This window comes from Thermovibrio ruber (assembly GCF_055380895.1).
The window spans coordinates 613,541-632,350 of the sequence record NZ_AP042397.1 but is presented as its reverse complement, the minus strand read 5'-3'; the positions used below and the strand labels follow the sequence as shown (position 1 = coordinate 632,350).

Below are 18,810 nucleotides of genomic sequence, written 5' to 3'. Positions count from 1 at the left end.
CCGTAATGATATCCTATTCCACGGAGGTTTGTTATGGCAATTCCGGAGCCTCTCTTAAAAGTTGCTGCAATCTTCTTTGATGTCATCTTTGTTCTGATTGTTGCTTACGTTCTCTTCATCTTCGGCATAAGGATCTACTGGGCTTTTAAGTCAAAGAGGATGAAAGGGAAAGAGATTCCCGAAATTCCCGAGTTCCACAGGCTTAAAAAAGGTAAAGGGGTTATTTACGTTCACTCCCCCAACTGTAGGCCTTGTAAGTTTGTAGACCCTGTCATAAAGAAGCTCTCAAAAGAACTAAAGGGAGTTGTTTTTGTAAAAGTTAACGCGATGGAAAAGCCGGAGGTGGTAAGAGCTTTGGGGGTTCTTGCTACTCCTTCAGTCATCATAACTAAAAACGGTAGAGTTGAAGAGATACTGATAGGACCTGTAAACGAGGGAACTTTAAGGGAGAAGCTAAAGTGAGAATAACTTTTAACGGAGCTGCCCAGGTAGTTACGGGAAGCTGTCACTTTGTTGAGACAAACGGGGTTAAGTTCCTCTTAGACTGTGGTCTATTTCAGGGAAGCGAGGAGCTTGAGGAGTTAAACCCTAAGTTCACGTTTAACCCGAAAGAGGTTGACTTTGTAATCCTTTCCCACGGCCACTTGGACCACTGCGGAAGGCTTCCTTACCTCGTTAAGAAGGGCTTTAGGGGAAAAATCTACGCCACCTCCGGAACTATTGATATTTCTCGGCTCATTCTGATGGATGCAGCTCAAGTTCAGGAGGAGCAGCTTAAAACGGTTAACAGGAGAAGGCTCAGGGAGGGGAAGAGACCGAAGGAGCTCCTCTACACCTTAGACGAAGTCTTTGATACCTTTAACCACTTTAAAGCCTGTGAATACCACAGGTGGTATCAAATCGGATCCGTTAAGTTCCGCTTTTTAGACGCCGGCCACATTCTCTGTTCTGAAACTGTAGAGCTTGAAATTGAGGGAAAGAGAGTTGTTTTCAGCGGAGACATAGGGAACAGAGGGAAGCCCCTCATCAGAGACCCGGAAATTCCCGAGAGGGCAGACGTTGTCATTATGGAGACCACCTATGCAAACAGGAAACACAAGGGTTTTAAAGAGTCTGTAGAGGAGTTTAAAGAGGCAATTCTTTCAACCTTTAAACGGGGAGGCGTCGTTTTAATTCCAACCTTTGCGTTAGAGAGGGCTCAAGACATCCTCTACATCTTAAAAAAGATGTACGAAAATGGGGAGCTCCCACCGTGTAAAGTCTTTTTAGATTCTCCACTTGCCATATCTATAACAAAAACCTTTCATCGCCACCCTGAGTGTTTAGAGGAGAGGGTTTTAAGGGAGCTCCGCGAGAGGGGAGACATTTTTGACTTCCCCTATTTGGAGTTTACCCGCAGAGTTGAGGACTCAAAGAGAATCAACGACTACAGTGGAAGGGCAATAATTATTGCCGGAAACGGAATGTGCACAGGTGGAAGGATACTCCACCACCTCAAACACAGGGCCTGGGACGAGAGGAACTCAATAATCTTCGTAGGATACCAGGCAGAAGGGACGATTGGAAGGCAGATAGTTGACGGAGCTAAGAAGATAAAGGTTTTCAATGAAACCATTGCTGTCAAGCTTAAAGTTTACACGATAAACGGCTTCTCTTCCCACGCCGACCAGCCCCAGCTTCTTGAATGGGTAAAGAGAACTGCCGATAGAAACAGCCGAGTGGTTTTAGTCCACGGAGAAAAGCCCGTAATGGAACAGTTCGTTCCTTTAGTTGAAAGGGAAGTTGGCGTTAAACCGTTGATGCCGGAGCTCTACTTTTCCTTCACAATTTGACAATTCTGTCATCTCTTTTTGACAAAATTCGTCAACTATGCTGAATGGTCTTGATGAAAATCCCCCTCTGCTGGGCTGTTCAGAATTTGGCACATATTTTGCTTAAAGTATTGTACAAAAAAAACTTTATTTAGGAGGTAAAAATGAGGAAACGCTCAGGTTTCACACTCATTGAGCTGATGGTTGTTGTAGCCATTATTGCAATTCTGGCGGCAATTGCCATACCCCAGTATAGAAAGTTCCAGCTGAGGTCTAAAACAGTAGAGGCTAAAGAGAACATTGGTGCAATTGTAACTGCTGAGGAGAGTTTTGCTGCAGAGCACGGCCAGTATGCACAGTGTAGTGGAGCTCCAACTGAGGGAGAAGGAGGGAACGTTGTAACTCCAGGTCCTACAAAACACACCTGGAATGTAAAGACTCGTGGGGCAGGGTTTGACCTGATTGGCTTTAGGCCTGCTGGGGACGTTTACTACGTTTACGGTGTAAAGGGAGGTGAGCCTGAGTCCCCTGCTAAAGCAGGAAACAGTATGGCTAATGATGCTACAGGCTACACCACTGATACATCTATTGATGACAGTGGTAATCTTCAGGATGGAGTTGCTGTTACTGGTGGCCCAGACATTACAATTGCTGCTACTGGTGATCTTGATGGAGATGGTACTAAAGCAGGGTTTTACAGAGATGATGAAACTACCGAGATCAAACCTGATCCTGTTGATGCAGGAGCAAATGAGTTCTAATGTGGTTGATTACTTTGAGGGTACGGGGGAATTTCCCCCGTTTTTTATTTTGGTAAACTTCATTTAATCCAGGAAAAAGGAAGGGTAGTTGGGGAGGAGAGGTTTCACCCTTATTGAGCTTTTATTAGTTGTATTAATTATAGGTATACTTGCAACTGTTTCCTCTTTTTACTATAAACGTTACTCCTTGGCTGCAAAGCGTTTAGAGGCGATTACGAACTTGGGTCATATAAAACAACTTGAGGAAGTCTATAGGGCAGAAAAGGGGAAGTATGTCACCTGTAACTGGTCTCCTACAGACATACCTCCACCTCAAGGAACTTCAGATTGGAACAACGATTCATATTTTTACTTGATCGGTTTTCATCCTGTGGGAATTTTGAGGCATAGATATGGAGTAGCTAAAAGTAACGGCAACTATACCGTGTCCCAGTGTAGGGCAAACGTGGAAACCTGTTACGACAACTCTGTTGTAGAAAACGGTTTTACCAATTCAAGGGATAACATTATTGATATAATTGCAAAGGCAGAAGGGGATCTGGACGGCGATGGAGAGGTGGGGAAGCTTTTTATCCCGGATGAACCTCCTGAAAGAGTTGTTTATGTTAACTATTCTGTTTTTTAGGTTCTCTTATTTTGAAATGGGAGGAGACTTTGGGCGTTCTTGTTCTTAATGATTTAAAAAAAAGTTTCAAGAAAAGTTCACTTTTTGGATTAAAAAAAAAGACGTTCTTAAAGGAATAAGTTTTGAGGTTTTTGAGGAGATATTTGGATTTATAGGACCAAATGGGGCTGGAAAGACAACAACAATTAAGATAGTTATGGACTTTGTTAGACCAGATTCCGGGGAAGTTTTGATATTCGGACGACCAAATACGGACATTTTTGTAAGAAGTAGTTTAGGATTTCTACCGGAGAAGCCTTACATTTACGGTTCTATAACCGGCAAAGAATACTTGGACTTCTGTGCTGATGTTTACGGAATTCCCTATCACGAGAGGAAAAAACTGTTTACACGGCTTCTTGAGTTGGTTGATCTGTTAGGTGTTGAGGAGCAGTCTATCTCTTCCTACTCAAAAGGAATGGTTCAAAGGCTTCTGTTTGCTTCTACCCTTTTAAACGACCCAGACCTCCTTATCTTAGACGAACCGATGAGTGGTCTTGATCCCGTTGGAAGAAACATTATTGCCTCTGTGATGAAGAGCTTAAAGGAGAAAGGAAAAACTGTTTTTTACAGCTCCCATATTATTCAAGACGTTGAAAGACTTTCAGACAGGATTGCAGTTATTGTTGACGGTGAAATAAAGCTTTTAGATAGCATTGCAAACATCGTTCATAAATTCCTGAGGGGTTACGTTATAACGGCAAGAAAGATAGGTAGTAATAACCTAAGAACTTTTAAGGTTAAGGTTGATGGGCTGTGGTCTTTTTTTGAAAAGTTGAGATCTGAAGGTTATGAGATTATAAGCGTTGAACCGGATAGACTTTCCCTTGAGGAGATTCTTGTTTCATACATTGAGGAAAGTAGGAGGGTTAGTTGAGCTGCCTCTCTGTGGCAAAACTTACGTTTAAGGAGCTTTTGAAAGAAAGAGCATTTGTAGGTCTTTTAGTGGCAGAGGTTTTTCTGGTCTTTATCAGTAAACTTATCTCCGACGTTGTTGCCGGCGATACTGTAAAAGTGGCAATGGACTTTTCTTTGGCCTTTTTCTTTTTTATAGTTGCCCTCTACTCTATCTTTTCCTCTGTGGGAAGCACTTTTAGGGATGTTTCAGATAAAGTCATCTACCTGATTTTCTCTAAGCCGGTAAGGAGAAGCGATTACGTTCTTGGTAAGTTTTTCGGGTGTGCAGGAGCTGTAGTTCTTTTTACTTTTATTTCTTTCTTTTTGGTCACTTCGGGGATTTTGATAATTGGAGACGTTGCCCAACTTTACGTTCCCCACGTTGTCGTTGTTGAAAGGGTTTTTCTGGTTTCTCTCTTAACTTTTCTTATGGGTGTTTTTCTCTCTGCCTTTGGAATCCTTTTTGCCCTTTTCTTTACAAGCCACGTTTTAGCCATTCTTTCTGCTGTTTTCCTGTTTGTGGTAGGGCTGGAGCTCTCCCCCGTAAAAGAGCTTGTCGTTTCGTCAAAATACGTTTCCTCCCTCAACAAGTTGATTGTTCAAGTAGCCTACTACCTACTTCCCAACTTTTCTCTCTTTGATATAAAGGACTACGCCGTTCACTTCTCTATAAATGTTTCTCCCATCTACTTTTTGCTGGTCTTTGTATATTTCGTCATTTACACCTCTGCAGTTCTTTTGGTTGCTACCTATCTGTTTGACGGGAGAGAGTTATAGTGAAACGCCTTTTTGTCGCTTTTCTTTTCGTCTTGGTTTCCGTTCCGTTTATGTTGAAGGCTGACCGGATTAAGCCTCGGGTAGATGAGATAATGCCCGTTCTTCCATACTCTTACAGTCAAGTTCTTCTCTCATCTCCCGGTTTTAGGAGCCCAGCTGCTGACCTTCTCTTTATGAACATTTGCTACCTTACCGGAAACGATGTTTTTAACAGGTGGAAAGAGAGGAAGTTTACGGAAGAGGAGTGGAAGCGACTGATTGAAAACGTAGGAGTAGTGGAGAAGTTAGACCCTTACTACTTTGATCCTCTTTACTACCTCGGTGCTTATGTTCCTTGGAACATTGAGAGGAACAAGGAGCTCCTTCTTAGAATCAATTCCATTCTCATTAACGGAAGCCGTTACGTAAAGGATTGGAGAATCCCTTTTTTGGTAGCTTTTAACTACTTCTACTTCCTAAAAGATAAGGTTAAAGGTGCAGAATACCTGAAAATGGCCTCTGAGATGGAGGGAGCTCCCACCTACCTGAAGCTCTTAGTTCCGCGCTTCTATGCTGAGTCGGGAAAAGTTGACCTTGCCATTGCCGTTACTTACGAGGAACTTAAGAGAGCAAAAGAGGATACAGTAAAGAAGGAGTTAAAAAAGCGTTTAAGGGCACTCCTTGCTATAAAGGAGCTTGACAGAGCACTTGAGGTTTACAGGAAAAGGTTTGGGAGATGCCCTTCTGACATTCAGGAGCTTGTTAAGTTAGGGATAATTAGAGCTCTCCCTGAAGATCCTTACGGCGGAAAGTTCTACATAAAGAAAGGTAAGTGTTCCGTTTGGACTACAAGTAACTTAAGGCCGATTAAAAAATCTACTTTTTCCCGGTAAGTTTGTAGCCGTAGCTTCCCAACCTTAAAAGGTTTACTCTCAGGAGTATCTGGTAGTCTATGGCATTGTCGTAGTTCTTTATCCACCTATAAGAGATGTTTCCCGTCCAGCATCCCCTATCTATCTGAATTGAATACTGTCTCTCTCTATCTTCTTTCAGTTTCAGGTCGTATCTCTGCTGGTAGGAGAAGGAGAGATAACGGTTAATCGGAAAGCCTGCTCCCCACCTTAAGTAGGTTATCTTTTCGGGGTTGTTTTGTCTATAGTAGTTGCCCCACAGAGAGGCTCTGCTAAGGTTGAGTGAGATGTGGGTGTTTGAAAACTGGAGTTTCCCTTCCGAAGGGGAAAAGAGAAGAGTTTCCCTTATTCCCAGCCAACTAACGGGAGAGGTATCGGCATCAAGGGAAAGAGTTTCCCAGCTACCTGTAAAGCTGTAGTCTGAAGAAAGGGTAACCCTTGCAATCCTTCCTTTTGGTGAGTAGATGAAGGTTTCTATCTCCGGAGTTAAGGTTCTTTCTCCTTTCAGCCTGTCTGTAAGGTCAAAGAGGGGGTTGGATCTCTGGTCTTTACTCTGTCTGTAAAAGAACGAGAGTTTCGGATTTAGAGAGATGCCGTAACTTCCGAGCCGGAAAAACCTGTTTACCTGCGAGCTGTTTTTAAACTCCCATATGTGTCTGCTTCCTCCCCTCTGGTAAGAGGTCATCAAGTAGCTGAGCTTTGAGCTGTTTTTCACTACTCCGAACTTCTTTATCAACCTAAGTGAAGGTAGAGCATTTAACCTGTAGCTACTTCCTCCGGCTTCTCTGTAAAAGTAGGTAATGTCTGAGCTGAGGTTAAACGTAAGTGGTGTTTTGGGAATAGGAGTATCCATCAGGTAAAAATTAACCTCAGGAACTTTCTGATAAGCTGTATTTGTTGAACCTATGAGGTATCGGAAGTAAGTAGAGTTCATGTTGAGAATTGCCCTTTCCCAGAGTTTTGAACCTGTAACTGTTGACTTTGTATAGAGCTGGGTCTGTTCTTCAACGTTAAAGTCCGACGAGTTTATGTAGTAAGACCTACTGTTTACAATGTTTACGTTCGTTTTAACGTAAGTGTAGTCGTTAGGGTTATACGTGTGGTAAAAGCCAACCCGCCAGTTCTTTTCCTCTTTCCTGTCAAGCTGATAGTAGGTTAAATCTCCCCAGTTTTTCTCCCCTAAAACGTAGCGAAACTCTGCCTCTCCTCCCTCTCCGTTAATGCTCCTCTTCTCGTAAGTAAGGGTAAGGTCTGCACTCCTTCCCAAAACCAGGTAGATGGGTTGCCTATAGGCAAATCCGTCTTTACTCATGTATCCAAGTCTTGGGGTAAGAAGTCCTGATTTCCTCTTTCTCTGAATAGGGCCTGAGAGGTATGGAGAAACCAGTATGGGAATCTCTTTAACTCTAAACGCTACCCACTTTCCGCTGAAAGACTCACCGAGGAGAATTTTAAATTTTTTAGAGGTTACAGACCAGTCGGGACAGACGTGAGAACAAGGAGTATACTCTCCGTCGTAGGCTACCCACTCCTTTTCAGAGATTCTTTCAATCTCCCTTGCCTTGATTCTGTCTGTCGGCGACAGGTAGCCTTCAACCTCTGTTAGAATAGCCCTCTTTGTCTTTACGTTGTAGATTACCTCTTTACAGAAGAGGTGCGCCGGCTTTTCCTCTATCTCTACGTTTCCCCAGACCCGAATGATTCCGGCGTTTCTGTCGTAGAAGGCGTTGTCTCCCTTTATTATGACATCTTGATACCTGACTACTACCTTTCCCGATGCCCTGAGAGTTTTCTCTACGCTTCCCTCTATTTTCTGGGCGGTTATCTGAACGGGAGCTCCGTAAACTGCTACAGGAATTAGAAAAAAGATGGCAGCAGTTAACCTCTTCAAATCTTTCCCCTTTCTCTTTTAATCTTCATAATTTTAAACTGAAATCACTGTTTGGAGGCTATGATGAAAGGAGCAGCAGAACTGGTAAAGAAGGTTGCACTTCTCCAGATAGGCTTTATCTCCCTTGTTTCTGAAAAGGTTGAGAAATTTGTTGAGGAGCTTGAGGAGAAGGGGAAGATCTCTGAAGAAGAGGGAAAGAAGTTCCTAAAACAGTTGAAAGGGCAGTTAGAGAAGCAGAAAGAAGAGATAGCCAAAGAGGTTGAGAAAGTCCTGAAGGAGCTCCCCGTTGCAACGAAAGACCAAGTTGAAGCTCTTGAGAAAGAACTACAATCACTTAAAGCAGAACTTGAGGAGCTGAAGAAGGCTTTAAAGGATAAAGAGAAAAAGTAATGTCTAACCTTTTAAGGCTCTATCAGGTTTTGGGTTCCCTCTACTTCTGCTCCTACGAGCTTCTTGAGAGGTATTTGACCCCTTTGGGAGCTCTCCTGTTCAGCCTTCCTTTTCTTCCCTACAGGGGGCTCCTCTCCTATCCCCCTCCTAAACGTTTAAAGGTGGCACTTGAGAGGCTCGGTGGAGCTTACGTTAAGATAGGTCAGCTTCTTTCTACAAGAGTGGACATCCTTCCTTCAGACTACATAAAAGAGCTGGAGAGCCTACAGGATAGAGTTCCACCACAGCCCCTTGAGGAGCTCCTTCACCACTACCCTGAGCTTAAAGACGCCTTTCTCCACATAGATGAAGAGCCTATAGGCTCCGGCTCCGTTGCACAAGTCCACAGGGCTGTTCTTAAAGACGGTAGGGAAGTTGCCCTGAAAATTATAAGACCGAAGGCTGAAGAGCTCATAAAGAGGGATACCTCAACGCTGAAAATTCTCGTTTCCCTTATCTCATTCGTTCCGGCTGTAAGGGGGTTTAGGATTCCACAGATAGTCTCAGAGTTTGAGAGGATGCTCCTTAACGAGTTAGACCTGACGACTGAAGCTGCATATATGGAGCTCTTTAGGAAGTTTTCCCAGCAGGAGCCTTCCCTCTTTGTTCCGGGGGTTGTGTGGGAGCTCTCCTCTCTTCGTTATTTAACGACGGAGTTTGTCAAAGGAAGAAAACTCTCTCCGGAGCTCTTTGAGGAGTTTTCTGAAGAGGAGAGGAGAGAGCTTGCCGAGAGGTTTGTCCACATCGTTAACAGAACGGTTTTTGAGCTGAGCGTTTTCCACGGAGACCTCCACCCCGGGAACGTATTCCTGTTAGACGACAAACGCTTTGCTTTTGTTGACTTCGGAATTGTTGGAAGGCTCTCTCCCGATACCCTTACAGAGTTTTTTCTCTTTTCTGTAGGGGTTATGAACAGAGATCCAGAACTTATAGTGAGTGCACTGAAACGGATAGGAGCGGTAAGTGAAAAGGTTAATGAGAACCTTTTAAAGCGAGAAATTCTCATTTTCCTTGACAAATACTACAACAGGCCACTCTCACAGATTGACGCCGAAAAGCTCTTTTACGAGGAGCTCTCCGTCGCAAGGCGGTTTAAAGTTGTCCTTCCGGAGGAGCTTGTTACGCTTATGAAAACGATAGCCCATACGGAGTCTATAGCACGGATAATTTACCCCGATTTCCGTCTGCCGCCGGTTTTAAAACCCTACCTTAAAAGAATTGCTCCAAAAACTGTTTTATCTGCGGTTAAGAGGAGAGGCCTTCGGCTGACTATGGACTACGGGGAGTTCCTCTCTGAACTTCCAGATCTTTTAAAGTCCAATTTAAAGCGGGAAGGAAAGGAGCCGGGAGCTCTCTTTTGGAGTGCTGCCGTTTTAGGGTTTTCGGTTGTTCTAACTTTTTCTCCCAAGTTCCTCTTACTCTACCTTCCGTTTCTCTTAGTCTTTAAAAGGTTAGCCTGGAAGTAGTATCCTTTCAAAAACGGAAAGGAGAAGAAGATGGCTGTATATACGGCTCTGATCCACTACCCCGTTTACAACAAAAGCGGCAAGGTTGTAGCAACTTCACTTACAACACTTGACATTCACGATATAGCAAGGGCTTCAAGAACTTTCGGAGTTAAACGCTACTATGTTGTCCAGCCCATAGAGAACCACCTGTGGCTTGCTAAAAAGCTCCTCTCTTTTTGGCAGAGCGGTCACGGAAGGGAATACAACCCGAAGCGTTGGGAAGCTTTAAAGATAGTAAGAGCCGTTCCCTACTTTGAAGACGTCATTTCAGATATAGAAAAGAGCGACGGGGGAAGGCCGAAGGTTGTAGTTACCACTGCCAAGATGTATAAAAATGCTGTTTCATATCCCTTTTTAAGGGAAAGAATAGCAGAAGGAGAGGACGTCATTATCTGTTTCGGAACAGGTTGGGGTTTAACCGATGAGTTCATTTCGTCGGCTGACTACATTTTAGAACCTATAGAGGGAGCTACAGACTACAACCACCTCTCTGTTAGGTCTGCAGCCTCAATTATTCTTGATAGATTGCTTGGAAGGTGAGCCCGAAGGCCCACCGTTAATTTACTCTCCTTTATACTCCCACTTTCCCGTTGTTAAGTATTTGTGGATAGACCTTGCAGCAATTTGGGCGTGTTTAATTGCCGTAACGACCAGGTCGCCGCCGTTAACTACGTCTCCTCCAGCCCAAACTCCCTCTACATTTGTTCTGAACTCATCGTCTACGGTAGAGAGGTTGTTCCACTTGTCTACTTTAAGGCCTTCAAGGTCTTTGTAGGCTACAGGGTTGTCAGCCTGTCCTACGGCAAAGACGACTACGTCGCAGGGAATCTCAAACTCAGAGCCCTCAACAGGTTTGACCTTTGGTCTACCGTTTTCCTGAGGTATGAGTTCCATCTTAACGCACTTTAATGCTTTAACTTTTCCTTCGTTGTCTCCCACAACCTCTACAGGTTGGGTAAGCCAGTTCATCTTTACCCCTTCCTCTTCAAGCATTTCCCACTCATCTTCCCTTGCAGATGAGGAATCTTTAGTTCTCCTATAAACGATTTCTACTTCGTTTCCGAGTCTAACGGCAACTAAGGCACAGTCAACGGCAGTAAATCCGCCACCTACTACTACAACTCTCTTATTTTGGGGGAGCTCTATCTCCCTTTCAGGTGCAAGAAGGGGATGGGTTTCTCCCGTGTTTACTTTCATCAAAAAGCCTACTGCAGAGTAGGAACCTTTAAGGTCAACTCCCGGAATGTCTGGTTTTTTACCCCTTCCAGAGCCTACGGCTATAAAAACGGCGTCATATTCCTGCTTTATCTGGTCTAACGTAATATCCTCTCCGACGACCGTGTTTGTTCTAACTTCAACTCCAAGGTTTAGAATGAGGTTTATATCCCAGTCTAAGGCTTCCCTCGGGAGTCTTGACTCAGGAATTCCGTATCTCATTACTCCGCCAAGGTATGGAAGGGCTTCAAAGATCGTGACTTTGTGGCCTTTTTTAGCTAAAAAGTATGCTGCTGAAAGGCCAGCAGGACCACCACCGATAACGGCAACCTTTTTTCCTGTGTCTTCGCGCTCCTTCTCGTCAACCCAGTTGACGCCGGACATTCTCACGTTATCGGCTATAAACCTTTCAAGGCCTCCAATTGCAACCGATTCTCCGTTTTTTCTCCTCAGTAAAATGCAGGTACTCTCACAGAGCCTCTCCTGAGGGCATACCCTTCCACAGACGGAGCTAAACGGGTTTCTATCCCTTAGTATCTTGTAGCCTTCAATAACGTTTTCCTTCTGAATTGTCTCTATCCACTCAGGGATTCTGCTGTTTACGGGGCAGGAATCCATACAAGTTGGGGTTTTGCAGAGAAGACACCTAATAGATTCGTCCTTTGCAGCTGTGTGGCCGTATCCTAAAACGTATTCGTTGAAAACCCGTTTTCTGACTTCCGGTGGAAGAACCGGCATCGGCATTCTGTCCATCCACCTGTCAAGCCTTTTTTTCATCCTCATCCTCCGTATGGTGTTTAGGAAATTTTACAGTTTTGTAAAAAATTTGTAAAAATCCGCTGACTGTATAATTCCCGAAGAAAAACTCTGGGAGGACTGAATGCCGAAAGTTATCCTTGTTAGACATGGTAAAACTGTTTGGAACGCTGAAGGCAGGTATCAGGGAAAGATGGACATTCCTCTAAACGAAGAGGGGAAAGAGCAGGCAAGGAGAGTTGGAGAGGCCCTTAAGGATTTCCCGATTAAGGCTGTTTTCTCAAGCCCCCTTTCAAGGTGTAGGGATACGGCAAAGGAGATTGCGAAACACCACGGCCTTAAGGTTCAGATTAAAGAAGGTTTTAAGGAGATAGACCACGGGGAATGGGAAGGGATGCTTGCCTCTGAAGTTGAGAAAAGGTATCCGGAGCTCTTAAAACTCTGGAGGACAAGACCTGCTGAAGTTCAGATGCCCGGTGGAGAGAGCTTAAAGAACGTTTATGACAGGGCTGTAAAGGCCTTTGAGGAGGTCGTTTCTCAATTCTCTCCAGAGGATTTAATCGTTATAGTGGGACACGACGCTACAAACAAAGTTCTTATGTGCCACCTGTTGGGTACAGACCTCAACAAGTTCTGGGCTTTTAAGCAGGCAAACTGCGGTATAACCGTTTTGGAGTATGAGCCAGAAAGCGGGAGAGTCGTGGTTCACGTTGCAAACGCCACGGGTCACCTCGGTAAAGAGATAGATTTTGAAGTTCAAAAGTCCCTCTGATGGTTCTTCTTAATTTAAAGGAGTATTTGGGAGACTTTGTAGAAGGTAGGTTTCTCAAGCGGTTGAACCGATTTGTTGTTTTGGTTGAGGTAGGCAAAAAGGTTAAAAAGGCTCACCTGAGTGATACTGGTAGACTCAAGGAGCTCCTTAAAGAGGGAGCTCCCGTCCTCCTCTCTCCAAACCTAAGGGGGAAACTTGACTTTAAGTTCGTAGCCGTTAAAAAGGAAAATGAGTGGGTTTTACTCAACACATCTGTTCACTCAAAAGTTGCGCAGAGAGTTTTAGAGGAAGGGCTTTTAGGTTTTAGACCCAAAAAGATCAAGCCCGAGTTTCCTTTTGGAAGTAGCCGTATAGACTTCCTGATTGACGACAGTCTTCTCCTTGAAGTAAAGGGCTGCAACCTCGTCGTAGGTAAAACCTGCCTCTTTCCAGACGCCCCTACAGAAAGGGGAAGAAGGCACGTTGAGGAGCTCCTTGAGGCCGTGAAAAAGGGATTGCGGGGAGCTCTCCTGTTTTTAGCCTTTAGAGGGTGTAGCTGCTTTAGGCCGAATAGAATAACTGACCCGGAGTTTTCTGAACTTTTTTACACGGCTTTAAAAGATGGTATAGAGTTTTACGGCGTTAAACTTCAGTTTCTTCCCTCAGGAGAAGTGGTTTACAGAGGAAGTTTAATCCTATGCCCTTGACTTTTGATAGAGCTTGTATATTATTTTCCACCCAGATGCTCCATCTCTCCCTCCTCACGTTTAGGCTGCCCCCGAACCTTGGGGGCCTTTTTAAAGAGCTGTCAGTTTTCCCTCTTTAAACAGTTCTAAAGCTTCTTCTAAAAACTTTGCATTTTCCGGAACCCTAAATACTTTTATTCCCACTGAAGAGATTTTCTCAAAGGCTCCCTCTCCAATATCTTTAATTAAGAGAGCTTCTACGCCTTCCCTGTAAAAAGTTTCTGCTATAAGCCTTCCCTTACCCTTTTCCTGTTCAGTTGCCGGGTTTTCTAAAGTTTTAAGTTCTCCTGTTTCTGTATCCACAACTGCAAACAGCTTAGACTTCCCAAAGTGTGGGTTTATCATTTTCTTTCCATCTATCACTTTTTCCAAGACAGGTACGGCAACTTTCATCTCTACTCTCTGGTTAAACAATTTAATTATAGAAATCAAATTAACGGTATATTCAAATATTGAGCTGTATTTGACCTATGTCAAGGAATTCTTCCTCTTTCTGTTTTACTCTTTGAAGTAGAGACTAGAAATTTCAGGAGGAAAATATGTTCGGATTTTTCAAGAAAGGGAACGGAGGAGAGGAGCCAAGCTTCTGTGTTGAGTCAGACCTTGCAACAGGCGTAGGTCTAAAAATGCCATCTGTTCACGAAAGCGTCAACTTTATGTACCAAAAGGTAAAGGAAGCTGGTCTTTCAAACGTCGCCGACCGTTTTGAGGCTATGGAAAAGGTACGCTGTAAGTTCTGTAAAGAGGGAGTCTCCTGTCAGCTCTGCTCAATGGGTCCCTGCCGTATTACCCCACAGACGCCGAGGGGAGTTTGTGGAATTGACGCCCACGGTATCGTTATGAGGAACCTCCTCATAAAGGCCAACATGGGACTTGCAGCCTACACCTACCACTGTAGAGAAGCAGCCCTTACTCTCCTTGAGACTGCAAGGGGTAACACAGTTTACGAGGTTAAAGACCCTTCTAAGATAGACGCTCTTGCCCAGATCTTAGGTGTTGATACTTCACTTCCCCTTGATACAAAGGCTGAAAAGGTTGCCCAGAGAGTTCTTGAAACGCTTTCAGAAAACAAAACTTCAACATTTGTAGAGGCACTTGTTCCAGAGAGTAGGAAAGAAGTTTTCAAAAAGTTGGGGATTACTCCAAAGGGACCAATGAACGAACTTGTAGACTCTGTTGCCCGTTCTATGACAAACATTGACGGTGACTACATCACTCTTGCTCTTGCAGCTCTTAGAAATGGAGTTGCTTCTGCTTTTGGAAGCCTCGTTCCCCTTGAGATGATTCAAGATGCTCTCTACGGAACTCCCTCTCCACACCAGTGCACAGTTGACTTTGGAGTTTTAGACCCAGACTACGTAAACATACTTCCGAACGGTCACGAACCTTTCGTTGGAATGGCACTCATTAAGCTTGCTAAAGACGAAAATTTCCAGCAAATGGCGAGAGAGGCTGGAGCAAAAGGAGTGAAAATCGTCGGTTCTATTGAGACCGGTCAGGAGATTATGGCAAGGGTTGAGTGTGACGACGTATTTGCCGGTTTAACTTCAAACTGGATTTCAATTGAATACTTTCTCTCAACGGGAGCAGTTGATGCTTTTGTTATGGATATGAACTGTTCCCTTGCAAACCTGAAAGAATATGCCGACAAGTATAACTTCAAGCTTATAGCGGTTTCAAACATTATAGGTGTCCCCGGCTCTATCAGGCTTGAGTATGAACCTGGAAACGAGGCAAAGGTGGCTGAGGAGATAATCAAGCTTGCCATTGAGAACTTTAAGGAGAGGAGAAATAAGCAGAAAGCAGACGTTTCAAGGTTCAAGCAGAAGGCTTTAGTTGGTTTTTCTGCCGAGGCTATAGTCAATGCCTTAGGTGGAAGCTTAGATCCACTCCTTGAAGTGATTAAAAGCGGAGACATAAAAGGAATAGCAGCCCTCGTTAACTGTACCTCCCTTGGAAACGGTCCTCAAGACAGTATGACAGTTAACCTTGCTAAAGAGCTTATTAAGAGAGATATCTTAGTTATCGGTGCAGGTTGTGGTAACGCAGGTATGCAGAAGGCCGGTCTTGAAACAGTAGAGGCTGCAGAAAAGTATGCAGGGCCTAAGCTTGCAGGTGTCTGTAAAGCCCTTGGAATTCCACCTGTTCTCTCTTTTGGAACCTGCACAGATACCGGAAGAATCATTATGACTGCTGTTGCAATTGCAAACGCCCTTGGCGTTGACCCGTCACAGCTTCCGGCTGTCGTTACGGCTCCTGAGTACATGGAACAGAAAGCGGTTATTGACGGCTTCTCTGCTGTTGCTATGGGATTCTACACACACGTTTCACCTGTTCCTCCCGTTACTGGTTCAGACAAGGTTGTAAAGCTTCTAACAGAAGAGGTTGAAGGACTTACAGGCGGTAAGATTGCCGTAGGAGACGATCCTGTAGAGGCCGCTAACGCCATGGAAGAGCACATCATGAAGAAGAGAGAACTTCTTGGTATATAGCTAATATCTTCATCTCCTCCCTCCCAGTGAGTGTAACCTTCCCCTATTCTGGGGAGGGCTCTTTATTTTTAAACTGGAGATAACCTTGAGCGTTTTAGATAGGGAAAAAGAGACTATAAGAAGAATGGTTGAAATTTACTGCTGGAAGAAGCACGGAAGCAGGAGAGGGGAGCTCTGCCCCGAGTGTTCCAAGCTTCTCAACTACGCCTTTCAGCGCTTAGATCTGTGCCCGTTTGGAGAGAGAAAACCTACCTGCAAGAAATGTCCTGTTCACTGCTATAGGCCGGACATGAGAGAAAAAATAAGGGAAGTAATGAAGTTTAGCGGCCCGAGGCTCATTATTTACGACCCTATCGGTTGGCTCTTCCATGAGATTAAGGATAAGTTTTCACCTAAAAAGACAGGTCTTTCAAAGCGCTAACGTTTTTAACAACGATTTTGTTCCTTGACTTCTCAATTGTTCCCAGCTCTTTCAGTCTTGCAAGCATTCTTGATACCGTCTCCTTTGTAAGACCTAACTCCATAGAGGCTAAGCTTGTGCTGAAGGTAATTTCCCTTTTTTCCTCTTCTTCATATTTCCTCAGTATGTAAGAGGCTACCTTAGATAGTGCATTTTTGAGGGAGAGACTCTCTATTACGTTCGTTAGGTGCATGAGCCTCTGAGCCATTACCGAGAGCAGGTTCATTCCTATTTCTGGATCTTCTTTTATCAACTTTAAGAACTTTTCCCTTGGAATTACGAGAACTTCTGAATCTTCAATAGCTTCAGCCCAAGCTGGAAAGTTCTTTCCTGTAAAGCTTGCAGCTTCTCCGAAGCAGGCAGGTTTGTCAAAAACTTTAATTATTTGCTCTTTTCCCTTTGATGTTTTAAATATTTTGACTTTTCCCGATTTGAGAATGAAGAAGTAGTTTCCCTTTTCGCCAGGGTTGAATATAACCTCTCCCCGAGAAAAATTTCTTCTTAGAGATATTTGCTCTATTTTCCTTAGCTGTTCCTCAGAAAGTCCGCTGAATAGTAGAACTTCTCTGAGAAATTCCATTTAAACTCCAGAGCAGTAGATATCTCTTAAGAATACTTCCGCTATTTTAGCATCTTCTGGTGTTGTTATTTTTATGTTTCTGTAGTCTCCTTCTATGGAAACTACTGTATACCCGAATTTTTCAAGGAGGGCAGAGTCGTCTGTTACGATAATCTCCTCTTTTTCAGCCCGTTTATGGCACTCAAGTAGAACTTTAAACTTAAAAATTTGAGGTGTTTGAACCAGTATAAGCTTGTCTCTGTTTAAGGTTTTCTCTACTAAAAAGTCTCCCGGTTCTAATGGAGCTCCCACCTCTTTCACAGTTTCTTTAGGTCTTACCCCTAAAATAACGCCGTCTGCTTCATAGTCTGACAGGGCTACTATGAGGTCGTTTATAGTTAAGAGCTCCACTATAGGCCGAACACCGTCATGAACTATAACCTCTTTGGGGTTGAGCTCAGCTGCCTTTAGAAGTCCTTTAAAGACTGAAGACTGTCTCTCTTCACCTCCTTCAACTACTGCTGCTATTTTGGGAAACCGGCTCTGGAGCTCTTTTCCTACGTTTATGTCCTCCTTTGGAAGAACCAAAATAATTGCGTCTATTAGCTCACTTTTATTAAACACTTCAAGGGGAAACTCAACTACGTTTCTTCCCAAAATTTTGAAAAACTGTTTCTTCCCTCCGAACCGCTTTCCAGAGCCAGCGGCCGGTATAACTGCAACTCTCACTTCACCACCTCTTTGAGCCTGCCGAAGATTATCTTCCCGGCAGATGTCTGGAGAATGTTGTTGACTAAAACCTTAACTTTGTGTCCTATCAGGTGTTTTGCGTTGTCAACGACGACCATTGTTCCGTCGTCTAAGTAGCCTACTCCTTGGTTTTTCTCTTTTCCTTCCTTAACTAAGAAGACGACCAACTCCTCGCCTACGGCAACTACAGGCTTCAGTGCGTTTGCAAGGTCGTTTATGTTGAGTATCTCAACTCCTTTAATCGTTGCAACTCTGTTTAGGTTGTAGTCCGTCGTTATCAGCTTTGCGTTGAGTCTTTTGGAGAGCTCTACCAGTTTTGCGTCAACGTCCCTTATCCAGGGAAAGTCCCTTTCATATATCTCAACAGGTGGTTTTTCAAGGGTTTTCAGCTGAGAGACGACATCAAGGCCTTTCTTCCCTTTGGTTCTAACTGTAGGGTCTGTTGAGTCTGCAAGGAGCTGGAGTTCCTCTAAAACAAACCTCGGAATAATTATTTTTCCCTCAATAAAACCGATTTTTGCTATCTCGTAGACCCTTCCATCTATTAGGGCGCTGGTATCAACCACCTTTGGGGTACAGTAGAGGGGAGATTCCTCCTTCAACAGCTCACTGATCGGCCTGTTTGTTCCCAGTTCAACGGCCAAAAAGGCAAACAAGTATGGAAGTGTAAGGAAGAGTATGTCCTGTAGGTATGTAAAAGAAGAGAAAATAGGGTAGAGAGAGAGGGTTATTCCCTTTGCAAGGTAGAGTCCTAAGTAGAAGCCGATAAAGAAGAACAGAATAACCTTTACTGAGAGCTTTTTCTTTAGAACGAATTGGTAAAAAAGAAAAGAGGCTGCCGTTATGAAGATTCCTAATATCAGCGATTGGGTAAGGGTAAAACCGTAGTTTTTGAAAATTACGATTGTTACGAATATGAGGAAGAGGAAAAATCCGCCTACTATTTTTGTTATCACTTCTTTTTAACCTCTTTCAGTATCTTCCTTATCCTCTGTTTAACTTTTTTAACCGGTTCTCCCAGTGAAAGTGATATCTCCTCTGCCAATTTACTGAAGGCTTCCTCAAACATCCTCTTTTCGGAGTAGGAGAGCTCTTTCTCCTTAGACCTGTAAGAGAGGTTTCTAACTACCGTTGCAAGCTCTTTTACGTTTCCCGTTTTGAGCCTATCTACGTTGAGCCTATGGCGAACCGTCCACTTCTCGCTTATGTTCTTTGGAACTTCTGAGAGGAACTGAAAGAGCTCCTCTATCTCCTCTTTAGAGAGAACAGGCCTTATTCCTGAACTTTCGGCACTTTCCTGAGGAACCAGTATTGACATGTTCTTCCCAATGAGGTTAATCCTTAGGTATACGACTTTCCTCCCCCCTATCTCTCTTTCTTCTTTTCCCTCTATCACTCCCACTCCGTGTGGGGGGTAGGCTACTTTGTCTCCTATTCTGAACACTTTAACGCT

General features: G+C 43.9%; 21 protein-coding genes. 14 read left to right on the top strand and 7 right to left on the bottom strand.

Features of this window, described 5'->3' with window-relative positions; genetic code table 11:
• Nucleotides 1–33: 33 nt before the first annotated feature.
• The 7 genes from ACZ424_RS03210 (at nt 34) to ACZ424_RS03180 (ending at nt 5,782) form a co-directional block, all read left to right on the top strand.
• Nucleotides 34–462, top strand: a complete 429-nt coding sequence (locus ACZ424_RS03210) for a thioredoxin family protein (protein WP_464905077.1) — start codon at nt 34–36, stop codon at nt 460–462.
• Nucleotides 459–1,832, top strand: a complete 1,374-nt coding sequence (locus ACZ424_RS03205) for an MBL fold metallo-hydrolase RNA specificity domain-containing protein (protein ID WP_464905076.1) — start codon at nt 459–461, stop codon at nt 1,830–1,832. Before ACZ424_RS03210 ends, ACZ424_RS03205 begins: the two co-directional genes overlap by 4 nt.
• A 143-nt stretch (nt 1,833–1,975) precedes the next feature.
• Nucleotides 1,976–2,572 (top strand): type IV pilin protein, encoded by a 597-nt coding sequence (locus ACZ424_RS03200; protein WP_464905075.1) that lies wholly within the window; start codon nt 1,976–1,978, stop codon nt 2,570–2,572.
• 88 nt (nt 2,573–2,660) lie between these two features.
• The gene (locus tag ACZ424_RS03195) at nt 2,661–3,197 is read left to right on the top strand and encodes a prepilin-type N-terminal cleavage/methylation domain-containing protein (protein WP_464905074.1); all 537 of its coding nucleotides are present in this window, start codon (nt 2,661–2,663) and stop codon (nt 3,195–3,197) included.
• A gap of 88 nt (nt 3,198–3,285) precedes the next feature.
• Nucleotides 3,286–4,113 carry an ABC transporter ATP-binding protein gene (locus tag ACZ424_RS03190; protein ID WP_464905206.1) on the top strand — a complete coding sequence of 276 codons (828 nt, stop codon included), beginning with the start codon at nt 3,286–3,288 and terminating at the stop codon, nt 4,111–4,113.
• Nucleotides 4,110–4,910, top strand: coding sequence for an ABC transporter permease (locus ACZ424_RS03185; RefSeq protein WP_464905073.1), 801 nt, complete (start codon nt 4,110–4,112; stop codon nt 4,908–4,910). The genes ACZ424_RS03190 and ACZ424_RS03185 overlap by 4 nt, the downstream gene beginning before the upstream one ends.
• A complete protein-coding gene (locus ACZ424_RS03180) occupies nt 4,910–5,782 on the top strand; it encodes a hypothetical protein (protein ID WP_464905072.1) in 873 nt (290 codons plus the stop codon). Before ACZ424_RS03185 ends, ACZ424_RS03180 begins: the two co-directional genes overlap by 1 nt.
• Here ACZ424_RS03180 and ACZ424_RS03175 read toward each other — a convergent pair.
• Entirely contained in the window at nt 5,766–7,691 is a 1,926-nt protein-coding gene (locus tag ACZ424_RS03175; protein WP_464905071.1) for an LPS-assembly protein LptD, read from the bottom strand. The two genes, ACZ424_RS03180 and ACZ424_RS03175, sit on opposite strands and share 17 nt — an antisense overlap.
• Before the next feature lie 63 nt (nt 7,692–7,754).
• On the opposite strand from ACZ424_RS03175, the gene ACZ424_RS03170 reads away from it, so the two are divergent.
• Genes ACZ424_RS03170 through ACZ424_RS03160 form a run of 3 tightly spaced genes read left to right on the top strand, consistent with a single transcriptional unit; the run spans nt 7,755 to nt 10,168 of the window.
• Entirely contained in the window at nt 7,755–8,081 is a 327-nt protein-coding gene (locus tag ACZ424_RS03170) for a phasin family protein (protein ID WP_464905070.1), read from the top strand.
• On the top strand, nt 8,081–9,586 hold the full coding sequence (locus ACZ424_RS03165) for an ABC1 kinase family protein (RefSeq protein ID WP_464905069.1): 1,506 nt from the start codon (nt 8,081–8,083) through the stop codon (nt 9,584–9,586). The genes ACZ424_RS03170 and ACZ424_RS03165 overlap by 1 nt, the downstream gene beginning before the upstream one ends.
• Nucleotides 9,587–9,616: 30 nt before the next feature.
• Nucleotides 9,617–10,168 (top strand): RNA methyltransferase, encoded by a 552-nt coding sequence (locus tag ACZ424_RS03160; protein ID WP_464905068.1) that lies wholly within the window; start codon nt 9,617–9,619, stop codon nt 10,166–10,168.
• Between the two features lie 21 nt (nt 10,169–10,189).
• Here ACZ424_RS03160 and gltA read toward each other — a convergent pair whose 3' ends face one another.
• A complete protein-coding gene (gltA, locus tag ACZ424_RS03155) occupies nt 10,190–11,620 on the bottom strand; it encodes an NADPH-dependent glutamate synthase (protein WP_464905067.1) in 1,431 nt (476 codons plus the stop codon).
• Nucleotides 11,621–11,723: 103 nt separating this feature from the next.
• Between gltA and cobC the strand changes: the two genes are divergently transcribed.
• Together cobC and sfsA are read left to right on the top strand one after the other, a co-directional pair.
• A complete protein-coding gene (gene cobC, locus ACZ424_RS03150) occupies nt 11,724–12,371 on the top strand; it encodes an alpha-ribazole phosphatase (protein ID WP_464905066.1) in 648 nt (215 codons plus the stop codon).
• Nucleotides 12,371–13,057, top strand: coding sequence for a DNA/RNA nuclease SfsA (gene sfsA, locus ACZ424_RS03145; protein ID WP_464905065.1), 687 nt, complete (start codon nt 12,371–12,373; stop codon nt 13,055–13,057). The genes cobC and sfsA overlap by 1 nt, the downstream gene beginning before the upstream one ends.
• A gap of 90 nt (nt 13,058–13,147) precedes the next feature.
• On the opposite strand, the gene ACZ424_RS03140 is transcribed toward sfsA, so the two are convergent.
• Nucleotides 13,148–13,489: a NifB/NifX family molybdenum-iron cluster-binding protein gene (locus ACZ424_RS03140; RefSeq protein ID WP_464905064.1), complete on the bottom strand. Its 342-nt coding sequence runs from the start codon at nt 13,487–13,489 to the stop codon at nt 13,148–13,150.
• Nucleotides 13,490–13,635: 146 nt separating this feature from the next.
• On the opposite strand from ACZ424_RS03140, the gene cooS reads away from it, so the two are divergent.
• On the top strand, nt 13,636–15,588 hold the full coding sequence (cooS, locus tag ACZ424_RS03135; protein WP_464905063.1) for an anaerobic carbon-monoxide dehydrogenase catalytic subunit: 1,953 nt from the start codon (nt 13,636–13,638) through the stop codon (nt 15,586–15,588).
• Nucleotides 15,589–15,673: 85 nt separating this feature from the next.
• Complete coding sequence (locus ACZ424_RS03130) at nt 15,674–16,009, top strand: nitrous oxide-stimulated promoter family protein (protein ID WP_464905062.1); 336 nt, start codon at nt 15,674–15,676, stop codon at nt 16,007–16,009.
• Here ACZ424_RS03130 and ACZ424_RS03125 read toward each other — a convergent pair.
• From ACZ424_RS03125 to ACZ424_RS03110, 4 genes are read right to left on the bottom strand one after another with little or no spacing between them, the layout of a single operon-like run.
• Nucleotides 15,981–16,628: a Crp/Fnr family transcriptional regulator gene (locus ACZ424_RS03125; RefSeq protein WP_464905061.1), complete on the bottom strand. Its 648-nt coding sequence runs from the start codon at nt 16,626–16,628 to the stop codon at nt 15,981–15,983. The two genes, ACZ424_RS03130 and ACZ424_RS03125, sit on opposite strands and share 29 nt — an antisense overlap.
• Nucleotides 16,629–17,336 (bottom strand): 2-C-methyl-D-erythritol 4-phosphate cytidylyltransferase, encoded by a 708-nt coding sequence (gene ispD, locus ACZ424_RS03120; protein ID WP_464905060.1) that lies wholly within the window; start codon nt 17,334–17,336, stop codon nt 16,629–16,631.
• Nucleotides 17,333–18,313, bottom strand: a complete 981-nt coding sequence (locus ACZ424_RS03115; RefSeq protein WP_464905059.1) for a PIN/TRAM domain-containing protein — start codon at nt 18,311–18,313, stop codon at nt 17,333–17,335. The genes ispD and ACZ424_RS03115 overlap by 4 nt, the downstream gene beginning before the upstream one ends.
• Entirely contained in the window at nt 18,310–18,801 is a 492-nt protein-coding gene (locus ACZ424_RS03110; RefSeq protein WP_464905058.1) for a CarD family transcriptional regulator, read from the bottom strand. Before ACZ424_RS03110 ends, ACZ424_RS03115 begins: the two co-directional genes overlap by 4 nt.
• Nucleotides 18,802–18,810 lie beyond the last annotated feature (9 nt).